Origin of the sequence: Flavobacterium sp. UBA4854 (assembly GCF_002399805.1) — a bacterium.
Classification (GTDB): Bacteria; Bacteroidota; Bacteroidia; order Flavobacteriales; family Flavobacteriaceae; genus Flavobacterium; species Flavobacterium ginsengisoli.
Genome location: NZ_DHEI01000093.1, coordinates 15,924 through 33,689, shown reverse-complemented (window position 1 = coordinate 33,689; position 17,766 = coordinate 15,924). Strand labels below are relative to the sequence as shown.

15 protein-coding genes are annotated in these 17,766 nt (G+C 35.5%); 9 read left to right on the top strand and 6 right to left on the bottom strand.

What is annotated here, in order from left to right:
* The first annotated feature begins 247 nt into the window (after positions 1-247).
* Positions 248-448, top strand: a complete 201-nt coding sequence (locus tag B3J44_RS14050) for a hypothetical protein (protein ID WP_073411026.1) — start codon at positions 248-250, stop codon at positions 446-448.
* Positions 449-653: 205 nt separating this feature from the next.
* Here the strand turns inward: B3J44_RS14050 and B3J44_RS14045 are convergent, their stop codons facing one another.
* The 3 genes from B3J44_RS14045 to B3J44_RS14035 all read right to left on the bottom strand — a co-directional run bounded on the left by B3J44_RS14045 (position 654) and on the right by B3J44_RS14035 (position 3,082).
* Positions 654-1,232, bottom strand: a complete 579-nt coding sequence (locus B3J44_RS14045; protein ID WP_073411025.1) for a PhnA domain-containing protein — start codon at positions 1,230-1,232, stop codon at positions 654-656.
* Positions 1,233-1,348: 116 nt separating this feature from the next.
* Entirely contained in the window at positions 1,349-1,945 is a 597-nt protein-coding gene (locus tag B3J44_RS14040; RefSeq protein WP_286969012.1) for a class I SAM-dependent methyltransferase, read from the bottom strand.
* Positions 1,946-2,416: 471 nt separating this feature from the next.
* Positions 2,417-3,082: an IS6 family transposase gene (locus B3J44_RS14035; protein ID WP_286969011.1), complete on the bottom strand. Its 666-nt coding sequence runs from the start codon at positions 3,080-3,082 to the stop codon at positions 2,417-2,419.
* A 268-nt stretch (positions 3,083-3,350) separates the two neighbouring features.
* Here B3J44_RS14035 and B3J44_RS14030 point away from each other — a divergent pair, with 268 nt between their 5' ends.
* The 3 genes from B3J44_RS14030 (at position 3,351) to B3J44_RS14020 (ending at position 6,448) form a co-directional block, all read left to right on the top strand.
* Positions 3,351-3,641: a transposase gene (locus tag B3J44_RS14030; RefSeq protein ID WP_286969009.1), complete on the top strand. Its 291-nt coding sequence runs from the start codon at positions 3,351-3,353 to the stop codon at positions 3,639-3,641.
* Positions 3,638-4,510 carry an IS3 family transposase gene (locus tag B3J44_RS14025; RefSeq protein WP_286969008.1) on the top strand — a complete coding sequence of 291 codons (873 nt, stop codon included), beginning with the start codon at positions 3,638-3,640 and terminating at the stop codon, positions 4,508-4,510. Before B3J44_RS14030 ends, B3J44_RS14025 begins: the two co-directional genes overlap by 4 nt.
* Positions 4,511-5,014: 504 nt before the next feature.
* Positions 5,015-6,448 (top strand): DUF1254 domain-containing protein, encoded by a 1,434-nt coding sequence (locus B3J44_RS14020; RefSeq protein WP_286969007.1) that lies wholly within the window; start codon positions 5,015-5,017, stop codon positions 6,446-6,448.
* 67 nt (positions 6,449-6,515) lie between these two features.
* Here B3J44_RS14020 and B3J44_RS14015 read toward each other — a convergent pair whose 3' ends face one another.
* Positions 6,516-6,956 (bottom strand): hypothetical protein, encoded by a 441-nt coding sequence (locus B3J44_RS14015; protein ID WP_286969005.1) that lies wholly within the window; start codon positions 6,954-6,956, stop codon positions 6,516-6,518.
* Between the two features lie 37 nt (positions 6,957-6,993).
* On the bottom strand, positions 6,994-7,863 hold the full coding sequence (gene dinD, locus B3J44_RS14010; RefSeq protein ID WP_286969003.1) for a DNA damage-inducible protein D: 870 nt from the start codon (positions 7,861-7,863) through the stop codon (positions 6,994-6,996).
* A gap of 252 nt (positions 7,864-8,115) precedes the next feature.
* Here dinD and ppsA point away from each other — a divergent pair, with 252 nt between their 5' ends.
* From ppsA to B3J44_RS13985, 5 genes are all read left to right on the top strand, one after another.
* A complete protein-coding gene (gene ppsA / locus B3J44_RS14005) occupies positions 8,116-10,521 on the top strand; it encodes a phosphoenolpyruvate synthase (RefSeq protein WP_286969002.1) in 2,406 nt (801 codons plus the stop codon).
* A 115-nt stretch (positions 10,522-10,636) separates the two neighbouring features.
* Positions 10,637-11,827 (top strand): PAS domain-containing sensor histidine kinase, encoded by a 1,191-nt coding sequence (locus B3J44_RS14000; protein ID WP_286969001.1) that lies wholly within the window; start codon positions 10,637-10,639, stop codon positions 11,825-11,827.
* Positions 11,820-12,869 (top strand): response regulator, encoded by a 1,050-nt coding sequence (locus B3J44_RS13995; RefSeq protein ID WP_286969000.1) that lies wholly within the window; start codon positions 11,820-11,822, stop codon positions 12,867-12,869. The genes B3J44_RS14000 and B3J44_RS13995 overlap by 8 nt, the downstream gene beginning before the upstream one ends.
* Before the next feature lie 157 nt (positions 12,870-13,026).
* Positions 13,027-13,857, top strand: coding sequence for a restriction endonuclease (locus B3J44_RS13990; protein ID WP_286968999.1), 831 nt, complete (start codon positions 13,027-13,029; stop codon positions 13,855-13,857).
* Position 13,858: 1 nt separating this feature from the next.
* The gene (locus B3J44_RS13985; RefSeq protein WP_286968998.1) at positions 13,859-15,214 is read left to right on the top strand and encodes an MBL fold metallo-hydrolase; all 1,356 of its coding nucleotides are present in this window, start codon (positions 13,859-13,861) and stop codon (positions 15,212-15,214) included.
* Positions 15,215-15,222: 8 nt separating this feature from the next.
* Here the strand turns inward: B3J44_RS13985 and B3J44_RS13980 are convergent, their stop codons facing one another.
* Positions 15,223-17,715 carry a cation-translocating P-type ATPase gene (locus tag B3J44_RS13980; protein ID WP_286968997.1) on the bottom strand — a complete coding sequence of 831 codons (2,493 nt, stop codon included), beginning with the start codon at positions 17,713-17,715 and terminating at the stop codon, positions 15,223-15,225.
* Between the last annotated feature and the right edge of the window lie 51 nt (positions 17,716-17,766).

The window sequence follows — 17,766 nt, the reverse complement described above, 5'->3', positions numbered from 1 at the left end:
AATGTATCCCCTTCCTCTTTGAAAAGAAATAAAAATAAGTCAGAACACACTAATCTTACTGACAAGCTGCTCAATGACCAGCATATTAATACCTACAATGATCAGATACTTCACTGATTTTTATTCCATTATTTGATACCAAAGACTGGAATCAGATTGTAATTTATATTCAGAAGTTTATTTATAACAGCAGTGCAGTAATAATAGTTTTAGATGTGGAAGGACAAATAATGGCAGATTACCAGCCATGGAAAAAATACATTCGATTGAACAGAGTACTCCCAATCAATTTACATTTAAGAAGAAACAAACAATTGAGAAAGATTTTTTGGTTCAGCAAAGCCTTATGCTGATAGACGCAGAAGGCTGGAGACATTTGGTTAATACAAAAAGTTCATGGTTATCTGATATTCCTTCAACATTGATTATTGCAGACGAAAAAAAATAAAAACTTCCAAAATAAATTCATCCCTATATAATAAATATTCCTAATTAATACAGGGATGAATTCTTTAATCAAATCTTAAACCTTTTCCATTTCTATATATTAATTCTAATATCATCTTATGAAAAAGTGCTGATGCAGAACAATTTTAATATACAAGGGTTTATAATCATTTATGTTATAGCAAACCTATAAACATATAATAATATTATTTCTTCACAAATTTAGTTAGAATTACTATTACCTGCCCGTCTATTTTTCCTTCAATTTGCTCATGATTGTCATGAACTAAACGAATATTTCGCACCGCTGTACCAACTTTTGCATTTAAAGATGAGCCTTTTACATCCAAATCTTTGATAAGAGTTACCGTATCGCCGTTTTGCAGGATATTACCATTGCTGTCTTTATGGAAATTAATAGATCCGTCACCAGTATGGTCTCCGGTTGCTTTTGCCCATTCCAGATTTTCATCCTCCAAATACATCATATCCAGCGCATCAGCAGCCCAGCTTTCATTACGAAAACGGTTAAGCAGACGCCATGAAACCACCTGTACGGCCGGTACTTCACTCCACATAGATGTAAATAGAAAATTTTTCCAGAAAACATCATCCAACTCCTCTTTCTTTTCAATTTGATTAAAGCATTTTTCATTGATTAAAATCCAGCTGTCGGCTCCTTTATTTTGAGCAGGCGGGACTTCATAAGCTATTAGATTTTCACTGCTGCCGCTTAATTCACATACATTTCCACTTCTCTTTTTTAGTAATTCTTCTAATTTCATTTTATTTATAAATAAAGTTTAAAGACTTCTCAGAACATATTCTAAATTCATATATTCTTCACCGTCCATATTTTAATTAATTTTATTCAGTAGGCTTATAGATTTCATGCTCCAATTTAAGCCGTTTTTCTCCAGAAGCTTAATACCCCGCTGTGCGAAATGGATTCTAAGCTGAAACTTTTTGGAACCTCTCTGCAATTGCTCCAGTAGGTAACCAGTTTTGTGCCAATGGGAGTTTTCTCCAGCTGGTCTTTAAGATAAGCTGTATATAGATTATATAGTTCCTCACTTGGATCAATTGATTTGTTAATACGGGCCGTCAGATCTATATTTTCCTGAAATGAATTGAAAAAATAGAAAGCGTCATAATCCAAAAAAGATATCTCCATAATATTTGAGTGTACGAATTCTACATTATCAATCTTATATTTTTTGGCAATTTTTCGCGATAATTTTATAAGCGATTCCCTTTGTTCCACCCCATAAAAAATTCCATCTGTTAAAGCGGCCCCCACAAGGCAGAATTTTCCAGCCCCCGAGCCTATATCCAATACTCTTTTATTGGGTTTGTCCACCAAAAAACCAGCTGCTTTTCTGGCTATTTTTACGGGGGTCCAATGGCGGGAGGCGAGCTTCTTTATCCTAATAGGGTACACTTGGTTAAACTCGTTATCATCAATAGATTTATTTTGCTTGAGATGTTCAAAAATCATTTTATAAATACTTTTGCATTTGCTGCAGTTGGCTTAATTTTCCTTGCTAAATGGAATAATTTAACAGGTGGTAAAAATATAGAGAGTCCCAATATATTTAACTGATTAATATCTTTCTAAAATTTGATTTAAATCAAGAATTCCGTTCAAAGGATTCTGATTTCAATTATAAATCAGGAACGACATAAGAGCTGCCTAAATTATGGCGCCAAAACGCAAAGCATCTTCTCAATCAAAATGAAGTAGGATCCTATAGTAGCCATTACTTTTTTCCTGCCCTGAATCTTTAAGATCTTTTTTGCTTTTTTTTCTGTTTTCGCTTATAAAAATCTTTATCCTTTATTAAGCCCACTGACATTCCCACACACCCTTCACCTTATATTTATATTGCACGCATTCTCCACATATGCATCTTGATTGGTTCTGTCGCATCTGTCGGAATCAAATATAAGAATTTAAGTAATTTAAAAGTTAGTCTGCTAATTTAGAGAATGATTTAAACATAGTTGTCCCATGTCCAATCATCTGATTCTTTCTCAGCATATGCACAACTTCAATTCCACTCAATGTTCGTCTTGCTGATTCAAAGCTTTTAAAGCCTAACCCGTTTTGTATCCTCCATTTTATAAATCGATGGTCCTGTTCTACAATATTGTTGAGATATTTACACTGCCGAATTTTAATCTTTGAGAACGAACGCTTGTTATAGACTTTGATCGCTGCGGTATTAGAACCGCTTTTATCAATGTTTATTACTCTTGGTATGCAGTTATTACTAATTGCTTTAATTAGAAAAGACTGAGCGCTCATTCTTTGTCTTCTTCTGGTCAAAAGAAAGTCTACTGTATTGCCTAGTTTATCTACTGCTCTATATAAATAACACCAAATACCTTTTACTTTGATATAGGTTTCATCCAATCTCCAACTTGTACCTACTTTACCTTTTCTCTTCTTCATCTCTGACTCAATGAAAGGTGTGAACTTAAAAACCCAGCGCTGAATAGTAGCATGATCAACATGAACTCCTCGCATTTTCATGATCTCTTCAACATCCCGATAGCTTAACGTAAACCTAAGCTTAAAATATACGGCCTGCAGTATAATAGACCTCGGATAGCAATGACCTTTCGTATTCATGAGTTTAACAATTCAAAAAAGGCAAAGTTAAAACGTAGGTAGATGCGACAGAACCTACGTAAGTATGCCTTAATAATTTTTAAAACCAAATACAACTTAATTAAGTTAAATCACATACAGTTCATCTATCGGCAAAAAAGAATTGGAGTTGATACCTTATTTGCGACTAAAAGCTTAGGCAGTGTTTATCTGAAGCAGTAAAAAATGATGATATATTGCCTAAAATTTCTGACTGGCAGCTAATTTTATTCCTGCTAATTTTAACAGCATGAAAAATACGAGGAGAACCTTTACATTAAGCTTTAAGATTCTGGCCGCCACCATGAGCATCCACTGCGGAAGAGTGTGTGACGTGGCAAGAGAACTCAACATCAGTACAAGTACCCTTCAGCACTGGAAGAAGCTTTACCAAGAAGGCAGATTTACCACAAAGAAAACTTCAGCTGAAATATCCCATAAAAATGAGCTGCAGAAGCTTCGGAAACAGATAAAAGAATTAGAAATTGAAAGGGACATCCTAAAAAAGGCTCAAAATATCTTCTCCAAGAGCGGCGGGTGAAATATGAATTCATCAGAGAAAATGCTGAAATTTTTCCTGTCGAGAAGATGTGCCGGATTTTTCAGATCCACAAAAGCAGTTTCTTCCGCTGGAGGAAAAGAACACCCACTGCAAAGTCTGTACGGAAAGCCCATATCATAAAAGAAATTATAAGAATTTACCATTGGAGCCAATGTCGATACGGAAGCCCTAGAATTGCTAAAGAATTAGATTCCATTGGGATAAAAGTTTCCAGAAAATTTGTCGCGCAGATTATGAAGGAAAACCATCTGAGAAGCATTGCAAAATCTAAATATAAAAAGACTACAAACCCACCCCGTAATAACAGATCAGCAGAAAACAGATTAGAACAGATTTTTAAGGCAGCCAGAAGAAACGAAATCTGGGTTTCTGATATAACCTACATCGAAACAGATGAAGGCTGGATCTATCTCACTGTGGTGATAGACCTTTTTGACCGTAAAGTGATCGGCTGGTCAATCAGCGAAACAATGAGAGCAAAAGATACAAGCATCACCTCTTTAACGAAAGCTCTTTTAAATCGTCCATTGCAGAACAATCAGGAACTACTCTTTCACTCAGACCAAGGAAAGCAATATGCCTGCCGTGAGTTTATTGCTTTATTAGCCACAAATAAAATAACCCAAAGCATGAGCCGAAAAGGAAACTGCTATGATAACGCGATAGCAGAAAGCTTCTTCAAGACATTAAAGGTAGAGCTGGTATACCAAAATAAATATAAGACTAAAGAGAAAGCAGAAAAATCAATAACCGATTATATCGAGAACTTTTACAACACCTGCAGAAGACATTCTGCACTCGGAAACTTAACCATCGAAGAGTTTCAGAATCAGCAGGCAATTAAATAATAGCTTTTCTTAGTATGCTAGAGTTAAACTGGGTGCACAATCGATGCATTTAGATTTAACAAGAACTGATAATACTGTATTAAAACAATTTGAAGGCTCAAGTTTGAAATATTACTAACACTAATGTCTGGAGAGTTTAGGTTCGAAACTTTTAGAGTTCAAATATTTCAACAAATTGACCGGATACTTAGCAGGGATAATTTATATATTACTTTTCAATCATTATAATTTTGCATTTCAATTTACAATACAATTAGTAACTCTTATAATTGTATAGAATGTAAATTCCAAGTATTGAAATCTTTTTTGGTTTCATCTTATAATTTGAAACCACTTTAGAATGTTTTTCAAATATTAAAATTTTGCAATTTTATAATTTTATCCTTATCAAATTTGAAGATATACAGTAACTACAATTGTATGGTATTAATTTAAGTTTTTATGTCATGATAATCAAACGAACCTTAATCAAATCCTTATTTTTTTTTTCTGACAATTTCTCCTTTGTTTACCCAGAAATACAAAACAGATGTACCTGCATCACTAGTGATTCCTAGCAAGATAGAATCTCGTATTGGAACATTGAACTTTAAAGATGGTTTTCCTGATGATAAAACCGTTGAAAAAGTCTATGATAACCTCGATTTTAGCAGGGCTCTTATCGCTTTTATGAATACCATGCCCGGAGCCTCGCAGGTAGCACAACGTAAAGGTATTCGTGAATTTGGACCTGATAATGGTACCGTTATTATTTTTGAAAACTTAATGGATTCAAGATCGCTTTTTTTAACAGCAAATACAGAGAGCATGTACGCCCTTGGCTGGCTAAACTTAAAAGACGGACCTGTTGTGGTAGAATCTCCTCCCAATACCCTTGGACTAGTGGATGATTTTTGGTTTCATTATGTAACAGATCTTGGACTTGCGGGACCAGATAAGGGAAAAGGCGGGAAATTTATTTTTGTACCGCCAGGTTACAAAGGTAAAATTCCAACAGGTTATTTTGTATTTAAACCCAAGACCTATAATCTTTTATTTGGAACCAGAGGATTTGTAGTCAATGGTGATACAAAATCAACTGCAGAGAACATTAAGAAAAACTTGCGCATATATCCACTTTCAAAAGCTGTCAATCCGTCCAAAACGAATTTTGTCAATGTATCGGGAAAATCTTTCAGCACCATCCACTCTATGGATTATAATTTCTTCAAAGAAATTAACGAAGTAGTTCAGGAAGAGTCAAACGACGCCATGGATTCCGAAACCTTGGGACTGCTGGCTTCGATCGGTATTGAAAAAGGAAAACCTTTTAACCCTGATGAAAGAATGAAAAAAATACTCACTGAAGCGGCTTCGGTAGGTAATGCCACGGCAAGAGCCAGTGCTTACCGTTCGCGCCTGACAGATTCTTTCTTTTTCCCAAACAGTGCCTGGGGTACCTGTTTTATAGGAGGCAGTTATCTTTTTGAACATGAAGGTGTCCGTATGCTCGATGCTCGCTCTTATATGTTTTTCTATGCCACAGGCATCACCCCTGCTATGGCTATCCAAAAAGTGGGTGCCGGTTCAGCATATGCTGCCGCATTTGTCGATGCCCAAAAGAAACCCTTTGACGGCGGTAAGACTTATCACCTGCATTTACCTCCCAATATTCCGGCAAAACAGTTTTGGTCAGTAGTTTTGTATGACAATCAGACTCGATCTATGCTTCAGACCGATCAGCAGTTTCCGAGTATCAGCAGTCAGAAAAAAGAAACTCAGGTGAATGCTGACGGTTCTGTAGATTTGTACTTTGGACCTAAATCACCTGCAGGAAAAGAAAATAACTGGGTACAAACAATACCAGATAAAGGATGGAGCATTATCCTGCGTCTTTACGGTCCGCAGCAGTCATGGTTTGATAAGACTTGGAAACCCGGAGAAATTGAAGAAATATAATAATTTGTTAAGACGAGGAAGTTCCCTTCTATTAATTTCTAATTTAAAATATTTTTGATAATTCACATTATTTCAACTCTTTTAATGCATCTTCCAGTTTATATTTTTCTCGAACATAATCTTCCTCTAATGAGTCAATAGTCTGTTGTAAAGATGGATCATAGTGCTTAATATCCCCTGCAAATTGTTTAGTAAATTTTACTTTTTCCTTTAATAGGTTAAGTTGCTTCTGAGCGTCTTCTATGCACGTATTCATGTATTCCCGCTCGTCTTGAGGGTGCAATTCTACTTGCTCTCTCTGCTGATCAATAATCTGTTGTGACGATTTAATGATACTGTCTGATTCTTTGTTCAATGCAAACCACTTTCTCAGAAGATTATCATTAATACCAGAGACCTCATCTAAATCTGTCTCTAAGCCATTTTCATTTGAACTCGTCCAATCTTTTTGCTGGCAGCAATATAACAGTATAGCAATACCAGCCAGTATGTAAAACTTTGTTTTCATATAATTTCTTATTTAATTTCTCTTGTGATATTTTCAATTACAAAACAGTTTTATTCTTACTGCTTTTTCTGGTTTTCAATTCTTTGTCTTTGTTGTTTGCCAATTTGATAGTACTAGCAACAGGAAAATTTTCTGGTAAAATCAAAATTGTTTCTTCAATTACTTTACGAGTTTTTAATCCAACAGCAAAATGAATACTATTGGCTTCAACAATATCATTGACTTTGTCGTTTTTGAGCTTTTCTGTGGTTTGAGTAACACGAAATAAATTCATTGCCAATTCTGTATTTTCCATATGGTCGAGAATGTTTTCATCAGGATTAAGACCTCTAATCTCGCGTATGGCTTTTACATCCAGACCTCCATAAAGTCCTCTATATCCATGGTTTTGAAAAAAGGCATAATCTGCAGGGGTAACAATACCAGCTTTTCGTGCGGCTCCTGCTAGCTGAAGATTTCTCTTAGCTAGTTCTTTACGAAGAAAATATCTTCGCTCTTTTACTATTTTAAAATTTTTACTTTTTTGCTGTTGGTTCAATTCCTGCAGACGAGCTTGTGTTGCAAAATAGGCTTGTCCAAGCGCTACCGGTTTTAAAGCAGGATCTGCATTTTGAATTATAAGATAACAGCCATATCGTGATAATTTTGCATCACCCCCATTCCTTTGTAAATCACTCTCAACTGATTTTATTGCACTAAAATCTTTAAAATGTAATGCTGTCTCCTGACCTGTATTAATACAGGAAGCCTTTGCCTTATCCAGCACTTCAATAAATGAACTATACCTGGAATACCCTAGCAATTTTGCAAGATCCTTGGCACTCCAATACTCATTGCCAGCCTTATCTGTTTTTTTGAGTTTCTCAAATATCGATATGCTTTTGCTTTGTGATTTATTTGCTTTCATTGTACTTTTTATTTAAAATCTGAGATTATTTTCTAAACTTATTTTAAATTAAAATTATCCTCAATACATCTTAGCTAGACTCTAAGACAGCAAATATCATTTAATATTTTAAGCAGAAAAATGATTTGTATCACCTTATAAAAAAGCTATAAATATCAAAAGATGATCACAATCATTTTTAATTTTTACGTGTCCAACTATCTTTAAAATAAAATTAAAAGCCATAAAAAGAGAGATTAAAAAGAAATGAAAATGGAAAAATATATTTTAAAGTTTAGTGAGATCGGAATTAACGATATTAATAAAGTAGGTGGCAAAAATGCTTCTCTGGGAGAGATGTACAATAATCTTAGTCCTCATGGTATTAGAGTTTCCAATGGTTTTGCCATAACAACAACTGCCTACAAAGATTTTATAGAATACAATCATTTAAGTTTTGCTCTAAACGAATTAATGCAACTTTTGGATAAGAAAGACTTTATCAACTTAACTGAAATTGGTGAGAAAGCGAGAAAGCTGCTACTTGATGCAAAATTTCCCTTAGATCTTCAAACCGAAATTTCAGACGCCTACTCCTGTTTATGTGAAGACAAAGATCTGGCAGTTGCCGTTAGAAGTAGTGCCACTGCAGAAGATCTTGTCAATGCAAGCTTTGCTGGACAACACGATTCATTTCTAAATATTAAAGGTACAATGCCGCTGATTTATGCCGTAAAATGCTGTTTTGCGTCACTCTATACAGACAGAGCCATTAAATACAGATTTGACAAAGGTTTTGATCACGACAAAATATTTCTTTCTGTTGGTATTCAGCAAATGGTCCGCTCTGATTTAGCTTGTTCCGGTATCGGATTTACACTGGAACCCGAATCGGGATTCCTTGATGTGATTCATATTGCAGGGACCTGGGGTCTAGGTGAAACAATCGTACAAGGTATCGTAACTCCTGATGAATTTCTAGTATTTAAAAGATCCATTAAAAACAATAAAAAGGCTATTTTGCAGAAAAATCTCGGAGCAAAAAATAAGATGCTCATTTACAATGATAATTCTTCCGGTACTAATTCAACTGTTCTAAAAATTACGCCCCGAAAATGGTGCAACAAATTTGTCCTTGACGACTCCGAAATTGAAAAACTCGCCAGATGGGCCCTTATTATAGAAGAACATTATAATAAACCAATGGATTTTGAATGGGCGAAGGATGGCTTAAATGGAGAGCTTTATATTATTCAGGCCAGACCGGAAACGGTACATTCCCTCTTAAAACCACTATCAATTACTACTTATAAATTAGAAAAAAAAGGAGTAGCACTTGTTCAGGGCGAGGCTGTTGGAAACCGTATAATTTGTGGTACTGCAAGAATTCTTGTATCGCCAAAAGACGCTTCAAAACTCCAAAGTGAAGAAATTCTGGTTACTAATTTTACCAGTCCGGATTGGGATCCTATCCTAAAAAAAGTGGCTGGAATCATTACCAATAAAGGCGGACGAACAAGTCATGCCTCTATAGTAGCCAGAGAAATGGGAACACCAGCCATTGTGGGAATCGGTAATGCCACTGAAATTATTAAAGATGGGGATCTTATTACCCTGAGCTGTGCAGAAGGAAAAACCGGTTATGTCTATAAAGGCAAATTAAAATACCTGCAAACAACTGTGCCACTCAACAAAATAAAGCTCCCGCAAAAACCAAAAGTCCAGCTGATAGTTTCTGAACCCGAGAAAGCATTTGATTTATCATTTTATCCAAATGATGGCGTAGGCTTACTCAGACTTGAATTTATTATAAGCCACAACGTGAAGATACATCCCATGGCGCTCATTCATCCGGAAAAAGTACTTGATGCTGATCAAAGTTTAGCGATAGCAGCACTCACACAAAACTATAGTAGTAAGCCAAATTACCTCATCGAAAAACTCTCACAAGGTGTAGCCACAATAGCGGCAGCCTTTTATCCCAAAGAAGTCATCGTCAGAATGAGTGATTTTAAAAGCAATGAATATTCCGAGCTTCTCGGAGGCTCTTTTTTTGAGCCTCACGAAGAAAATCCAATGCTTGGTTTTCGTGGCGCTTCCCGTTACTATCATGAAAAATATCGCGAAGGATTCAGGCTTGAATGTGAAGCGATGAAAATAGTTCGGGATGAAATGGGACTTACCAATGTAAAACTCATGATTCCATTTTGTCGTACGCCCGAAGAAGGAAAAAAAGTGATCGCTCTAATGGAAGAATACGGTTTAAAACAGCGTAATAATGGTCTTGAAATATATGTTATGGCAGAGCTTCCATCAAACATATTACTGGCTCAAGAGTTTGCTGAAATTTTTGATGGTTTTTCTATCGGTTCCAATGATCTAACACAGCTTACTTTAGGCATCGACAGAGATTCTGAATTAATTGCAGATCTTTTTGATGAACAAAATCCAGCTTCAAAACAATTCATACTCCAAATGATAAATACCGCTGTGAAAATGGGTAAGAAAATTGGCCTTTGCGGACAGGCGCCTAGTGATTCAGCAGATTTTACAAAATTTTTAGTTACGGCAGGAATCGATAGTATTTCTTTTAATGCTGATGCTCTAATAAATGGTATTAAAAATATCAATACATCAACACTTTCTCTAAAATTCAAAAGAGGTGCTTCTATACATTAAGAGAACTTTTTGAATCATAAATTAAAGAATGAAACCAGTAGATAAAAACAACAAGACAAAACATTGATTATCAAAAACATTTACCGAAATTTGTTTAAAAAAAATCGATTGCAAAATGAAAAACCAGGCACTTTTAAATGCAATTATTGAAAATGCAATCGATGGCATAATCACAATTAACGAAAGAGGAATTGTTGAATCTATTAATCCTTCTGCATGCCGTCTTTTTCTGTATAATCCTGATGAAGTTATTGGCAAAAACATTTCACTTTTAATGCCTTCTCCAGATAGAGAAAAACACGATTCTTATATACAAAACTATAAATCTTCTGGAATTCCGCATATTATTGGACATGACAGGGATGTGCTTGGGAGGAAAAAAGACGGAAACATATTTCCTTTTAGGCTTGGAGTAAGTGAAGTTAAATTTGAGGGAGAAAGAATTTTTGCAGGTTTCATTCATGATATGAGCCACCAAAAAGAAGCGGAAAACCGTTTAATGCAATACACTCAGCATTTAGAAGAACTAGTAAAAGACCGTACGCAGACGTTAAACGAAACTATTGAAGCCTTAACCGCCACACAAGAAGAGGTGAGCAACACCCTCGAAAAAGAGAAAGAACTTAATAAAATTAAAAGCCGCCTCTTATCGATGGCCTCCCATGAATTTAGAACACCTTTAAGCACCATTCAGCTTTCCACTGCCCTACTGCAGCGTTATGTAGAAAATATAGATAATCCAAAAATTGAAACCCATATACGGAAGATCAAAAGCGCCATTGTAAACCTGACTACAATTTTGAATGATTTTTTACTTCTTGAAAAAGCAGAATCGAATAAAATTACTCTCGAAATATCAACTTTTAATCTACAGGATTTTATCAAAGAAATTATAGGAGAATTGAAGCTCCTTACAAAAAAGAGACAAAAGATAATTAGCATACCCAATACTGAAATTATTTTGGTAAAGCTGGACAAAAACTTACTCAAAAATTGCATCATCAATCTTGTATCCAATGCTATAAAATATTCAGGAGAGGAAACCGAAATCGAACTATCGACTTCAATCACGGATACTATGATAACCATCAATGTTAAAGATAATGGCATTGGCATTCCTGAGGAAGATCATAAACATTTGTTTGAAGCTTTCTTTAGAGCGCATAATACAGGAAATATTCCAGGGACGGGTCTGGGACTTCATATTGTTTCACGCTATGTATCACTAATGAATGGAACCATTTCATTTAAAAGCGCCATTGATAAAGGAACTTTATTTACTATTGAATTGCCACGTTATGACTAAAATACTTATCATTGAAGATAATGACAATATCAGAGAAAATGTTGTTGAAATACTTGAACTCTCCGGTTATGAGGTTTTTGCAGCAGCTAATGGAAAAACAGGAGTGGAAACAGCACTTAAAATATTGCCTGATCTAATACTATGTGATATTATGATGCCTGAACTTGATGGATATGGCGTTTTACATATTCTTCATAAACATCCTGAAACACAAGCAACACCTATTATATTTTTGACTGCCAAAGCGGAAAGAGCCGATATTCGTAAAGGAATGGAGCTGGGAGTTGATGATTATCTTACCAAGCCATTTGATGATATTGAGCTCCTTAAGGCAATAGAAGCCAGATTGAAGAAAAAAGAACTGCAACAACTTTTTTATGGACAGAGTGCCGAAAACCTCAACGCAGTTATTTCTAAAGAAGACGGACTCGTAAAACTAAAAGAAATCATGCTTGATCGCAGCACCCGACATTATAAAAAAAATCAATATATTCATTACGAAGGCGATCATGTACTAGGAATCTATTATATCATAAGCGGAAAAGTTAAGACGGTAAAACTTACTCAGGAAGGACGTGAACTTATTACTGGCGTTTATAAAGAAAATGATTATCTGGATATCAGTATACTGTTTTCAAATGATACTTATAACGATACCACTATTGCACTGGAAGAAACAGTTTTAAGCTTTTTGCCAACAGAACAGCTTGATAAACTTCTTTTTCTGTATCCTGATGTTGGTGCTAAATTCATCAAAATTCTCGCCAATGATATGCGAGAAAAAGAAGAACGACTGCTGCAGATTGCTTATATGTCAGTACGCAAAAGAATTGCCCAAGGTATTGTACACCTAGCAAAGGAGCACAGCTCTGATGGCAATAGTATTAAATTCTCCAGAGATGATCTGGCCGCTTTTTCTGGAACATCACCTGAAACTGTCAGCCGTACTTTAAGCGATTTTAAGGAAGAAGGATTAATAGAAAAAACCTCAAGTACTATACATATCCTTAATTTAGATAAACTAAGCAGGATAAAAAACTAAAAAATCAATTTATGATGAAGATCATATTCGCAAATGATTTTCATCATCTGTCCGCAACATAATCTACTGTAATTTTGGTTGCACTATTTCATAAAACAAAATCTATCTGATCTGTTTTTTCGAACTAGTCTAAAACTTTAGTAAAAAAAGTTGAATAATGAAAGTAATTAAACACTCAGGTCATGTTGTCCCGTTCGACATCGAAAAATTAAAACTTTCTCTTCAAAAATCTGGAGCTGATGCTAATCTTATAAGAGAATGCCTTGTACAGATACAAAATCAAATGTATGAAGGCATAACTACCAAGCAAATATATAAACTGGCATTTGCGATCTTAAAAAAAGCGTCAAACGGACATGCCGCGCGATATAACCTGCGCTACGCATTGCAAATGCTTGGTCCGGCAGGTTTTTTCTTTGAAAAATTTATATCCAGACTTTATGCCGCCGAAGGTTACAAAACAAGAACAAATCTAACCCTGCAGGGAAAATGTGTATCGCATGAAGTAGATGTGGCACTGAAAAAAGAAAACAAGCTGTCGATGGTTGAATGTAAATTTCATAGCAGCAGAGAAGGAGCTTCAGATGTAAAAGTACCAATGTATATTCTGTCCCGATTTAATGATCTCAAAGCTAAACAGCATACTATTTTTAGCGGAAGCGAAAACATAGATTCCTGTATAATAGTAACAAACAACCGATTTACTAAAGATGCTGAAACTTTTGCCATTTGCAGTGGAATAACTCTTTTAAGCTGGGATTATCCTAAAAATAACAGCATTAAAAATAAAATAGATAAAGGAGGACTTTACCCGATTACATGTCTCACAACGCTGTCAATGGTCGAAAAAGAAAAATTGCTTATTCTCGATCAAATACTTGTAAAAGATCTTATTAATGATTCGAAAAGTCTTCATAAAATAGGAATTAGTGAAAACCGGATCAGAAATGTATTAAAAGAAGCTTCACAAATTTGTAAACTTATTTAAGATGAAAATAAAATTTATTGGAGGCGCCGGAACCGTAACAGGCTCAAAGACACTCATAGAAAGTAATGGTATAAGAATATTGATTGATTGTGGGCTTTTTCAAGGGCTTAAGGCGCTCAGACAACTTAACTGGGAGCCTTTGCCAGTTTTGCCCTCAACAATAGATTATGTGCTACTAACACACGGTCACCTGGATCATTGCGGATGGCTTCCAAGATTGGTTGCACAGGGATTCACAGGTAAAATATATTGCACCTCTCCTACTAGAGATGTGGCCAAACTTGTTCTTTTAGACAGCGCTAAAATTCAGGAAGAAGAAGCCAACAAAGCCAACAAAGAACATTATTCTAAACATGAAAAGGCAGAACCACTCTATACTTTAGAGCAAGCTGAAGCTGTTCTTCCCTATTTTAAAATCTTACAACCAGATACTTCAACAGACATTTCTTCTGATATTACTGCTACTTATACTGGTGCAGGACATATTATTGGTGCCTGCACTATTACACTAATACTTGAAGGCAAAACTTTGGTTTTTTCAGGTGACATAGGACGTGATGATGATGTCTTGATGTTTCCGCCAACAAAACCCATACTAGGTGATTATCTTTTTTTAGAAAGTACTTATGGTAACCGTATTCATCTGGATCTGGATGCAAAAAAAGAGCTTGAAAACTATATCAATACCACTATAGAACAAAAAGGAACTGTTATTATTCCAGGATTTGCTGTAGAAAGAGCACAATCTATAATGTACTTAATATGGCAACTTAAAATTGAAGGCAGAATTCCAGATGTTCCCTACATTCTCGATACTCCGATGGGCGCCAGTGTCCTGGATATTTTTTTACAGAATATGCAATGGCACAAACTCTCTGCTAATGACTGTCATGAAATGTGCAAAATGTTTAAAATAGTTTCTGAATACGAACAGACTATGCGAATCATTGAAGATCCTCAGCCCAAGGTAATCATTGCTGCTAGCGGAATGGCCACAGGAGGTCGAGTATTATCCTATTTCGAGCATTATATAGACCTGGAGAAAACTACTGTTGTAATGGTAGGCTATCAGGCAGAGGGCACTCGTGGAAGAAGACTTCTTGAAGGTGCCGATGAAATTAAAATATACGGAAACTACTACAACGTAGAAGCTAAAATAGTTCAGATTGAAGGACTCTCTGCTCACGGAGATCAGGAAGATCTTGTAAACTGGCTTTCATCTCTTAAAAATGTTCCCAAATGCATTTATTTAGTACATGGAGAAAATCTTCCGGCAGATGAACTTCGAATTAAAATTCAGGATAGATATGGTTTTAAGTGTCGTGTTCCGATCATAGGAAGCGAAATAGAAATCTAGAAGATTTTTCATTTCCTTCTAAAATATTTTGGAACCTCAAACCATAATACGGATACTGATCCTGCCAATACACATACAATAAGCTGAAAAACTGTAGGCATTTCAAAATTAAATAAAGAACGTAAAAAAGGTACTGCAAATAATAGTATAACCAAAAGCACCGTAATGCCTATTAAAAGCGAAACCATAAAATTTTTATAGTGAACTGTTACCCATAATGAATAATAAAAAGATCGGTTTACCAGTGTGAGTAGAACATTAGCCGTAATCAAAGTCAAAAAAACCATGCTTCGTGTAGTGTCTTCATTCCATTGATTGTAAACTGACCATTGATATATACTTAATACTCCAATACTAATAACAACTCCCTGCAAAATACTCGTTATCAATTCTTTTGTTTTAAAAAAAGTAGATATCAATGCTCTTGGTCCTCTTTGCATGGTATCGGCTTCAGTAGGTTCATTCTCATAGAGTATCGAACAGGTTGGTCCCATAATAAGTTCGAGCAGAATTACATGTAGTGGACTGAATATATTCGGATAAATCCATCCTAAAGCAAGTGGAATAAAAACGATCAGAATTATGGGTATATGTATTGATATAATGTACTGAATTGCCTTTTTTAGATTCGTGTAAATTCTCCTTCCCATTGCTACGGCATCTACCATTTTAGAAAGATCATCTTCTACCAGAATAAGGGAGGCAGCATCTTTTGCTATAGCTGTCCCTTTTTTCCCCATGGCAATACCGATGTGGGCTGCTTTAAGTGAAGGTCCGTCATTTACGCCGTCACCGGTCATGGCTACAATTTGTCCATTTGCTTTGAGAGCGTTGACAATTCTTAGTTTGGCTTCGGGAAACATTCGACTAAACAAATTGATATCCATTACTCTAGTTTGTAATTCCGAATCACTCAACTTCATTAGCTCATCGCCTGTAATGGCTTTATCAAATCCCTTAAAACCGATCTGCTGAGCAATTGCGTTTGTTGTACGGGCATTATCTCCTGTAATAATCTTCACCCCAATTCCGGCTTTATAAAAAGACTGTAATACCTCTGAAATATTATCCTTAGGCGGATCATAAAAAGCAACTAAGCCTTTAAATATAAATGGAATTTCCTGCTGTTTTTCAGGATAATTATTTCCTTCCAAAGAGCCTTGAGCAACTCCAAGAACCCTGTATCCTTTTCCGGTTAGTTTATCCATAGCCAATAGGACAATTTCTCTGGTTTCGTTTGTAAGATGGCAAACTTCAAAAATTGCTTCAGGTGCTCCTTTTGCAGCAATAATTCGATTTCCTCCATCATCTTCAAAAATATGAGTCATCATGGGCGGCCTACCTGATAACGGATATTCATGAATCATTTTAAAGTTGGCAGTCAAATCTTTAGCTGTAAACTTTTTATAAGTATTATGAAGTGCTATTTCCATCGGATCAAAAGGTATGGGTTCACTTGCCCACATAGCTGTCATTATAAGATCCTCAGTTTCTTTTGATTCTCCAAAAGTATTAACTTCTGCGTCTAATCCAGAGGGCAAGTAAAGACTCGCTAATTCCATTTTATTCTGAGTTATGGTTCCCGTTTTGTCTGTACAAATAATGGTGGCGCTGCCTAGTGTTTCAACTGTTTTCATTTGTTTGACTACGATGCCCATTTTCATTAACCTGCGCGCTCCCAATGCCATAAATGTTGTAAAAGCAACCGGAATCTCCTCTGGTAATATACTCATTGCTAAGGTGAGCGCTACCAAAAGACTTCCCAAAACATTACCCAATCTGACATAATTGATAGCCCAGACCAGAATAAAAATCAGAACTCCAACAAAAACCATCTTTTTTATAAAATTCCCAATCTGAAGTTCTAATGGCGTCTTTTCTTCGGCAATAGCTTCCAGGCTGCTTCCTATTTTACCCAGCCTTGTTTCATTTCCTATTTCTGTTACTTTAATTATGGCCAATCCGCTGACAACTGTAGTTCCCGAAAAAACTTTGTGATCTTCTTTATCTTTATCTTTAAAAACACTCATTGATTCACCGGTGAGTATTGATTCGTTTACTGAAAAATCATTTGAACTCATGATGATTCCATCAGCAGGAACCAATCCTCCTTCTTCCACAATTACCAAATCACTAACGACAATATCTTGTGTTTTAATATTTTGCTGTTTACCCTCACGAATAACTTTGCACAAAGGTTCTGTAAATTCCTGTAATTTTGCCAAAGCATTTTGGCTTCTTTTTTCCTGATAAAGTGATATGGCTGCAATTAGTAAAATTGAAACGGTAAGAAATACTGCGTCGCTATATTGACTATTGATAAAATAAATTCCTGCGGCAACGAGTAATAAAAGAATCATTGGTTCTGCAAAAATGCTTTTTAGGAAAGCTAAAAACCTGTTCTCTATTTTATAATTATACTTATTGATTCCAAATTTTGCTCTAAAATCAACTACCTCTTCGATACTTAGTCCCTGTAATTCTTGTTCCTTTTCATTCATAGGTTATGTACATGTATTAGATCACAGTATAATATCTTAAAGGTACAAAAT

What these genes read in the sequence shown, in the direction of transcription:
- B3J44_RS14050 (WP_073411026.1), top strand. Translation starts at nt 248, where the DNA reads ATGGAAAAAATACATTCGATTGAACAGAGTACTCCCAATCAATTTACA.
- B3J44_RS14045 (WP_073411025.1), bottom strand. Translation starts at nt 1,232, where the DNA reads ATGAAATTAGAAGAATTACTAAAAAAGAGAAGTGGAAATGTATGTGAA.
- B3J44_RS14040 (WP_286969012.1), bottom strand. Translation starts at nt 1,945, where the DNA reads ATGATTTTTGAACATCTCAAGCAAAATAAATCTATTGATGATAACGAG.
- B3J44_RS14035 (WP_286969011.1), bottom strand. Translation starts at nt 3,082, where the DNA reads ATGAATACGAAAGGTCATTGCTATCCGAGGTCTATTATACTGCAGGCC.
- B3J44_RS14030 (WP_286969009.1), top strand. Translation starts at nt 3,351, where the DNA reads ATGAAAAATACGAGGAGAACCTTTACATTAAGCTTTAAGATTCTGGCC.
- B3J44_RS14015 (WP_286969005.1), bottom strand. Translation starts at nt 6,956, where the DNA reads ATGAAAACAAAGTTTTACATACTGGCTGGTATTGCTATACTGTTATAT.
- dinD (WP_286969003.1), bottom strand. Translation starts at nt 7,863, where the DNA reads ATGAAAGCAAATAAATCACAAAGCAAAAGCATATCGATATTTGAGAAA.
- ppsA (WP_286969002.1), top strand. Translation starts at nt 8,116, where the DNA reads ATGGAAAAATATATTTTAAAGTTTAGTGAGATCGGAATTAACGATATT.
- B3J44_RS14000 (WP_286969001.1), top strand. Translation starts at nt 10,637, where the DNA reads ATGAAAAACCAGGCACTTTTAAATGCAATTATTGAAAATGCAATCGAT.
- B3J44_RS13995 (WP_286969000.1), top strand. Translation starts at nt 11,820, where the DNA reads ATGACTAAAATACTTATCATTGAAGATAATGACAATATCAGAGAAAAT.
- B3J44_RS13990 (WP_286968999.1), top strand. Translation starts at nt 13,027, where the DNA reads ATGAAAGTAATTAAACACTCAGGTCATGTTGTCCCGTTCGACATCGAA.
- B3J44_RS13985 (WP_286968998.1), top strand. Translation starts at nt 13,859, where the DNA reads ATGAAAATAAAATTTATTGGAGGCGCCGGAACCGTAACAGGCTCAAAG.
- B3J44_RS13980 (WP_286968997.1), bottom strand. Translation starts at nt 17,715, where the DNA reads ATGAATGAAAAGGAACAAGAATTACAGGGACTAAGTATCGAAGAGGTA.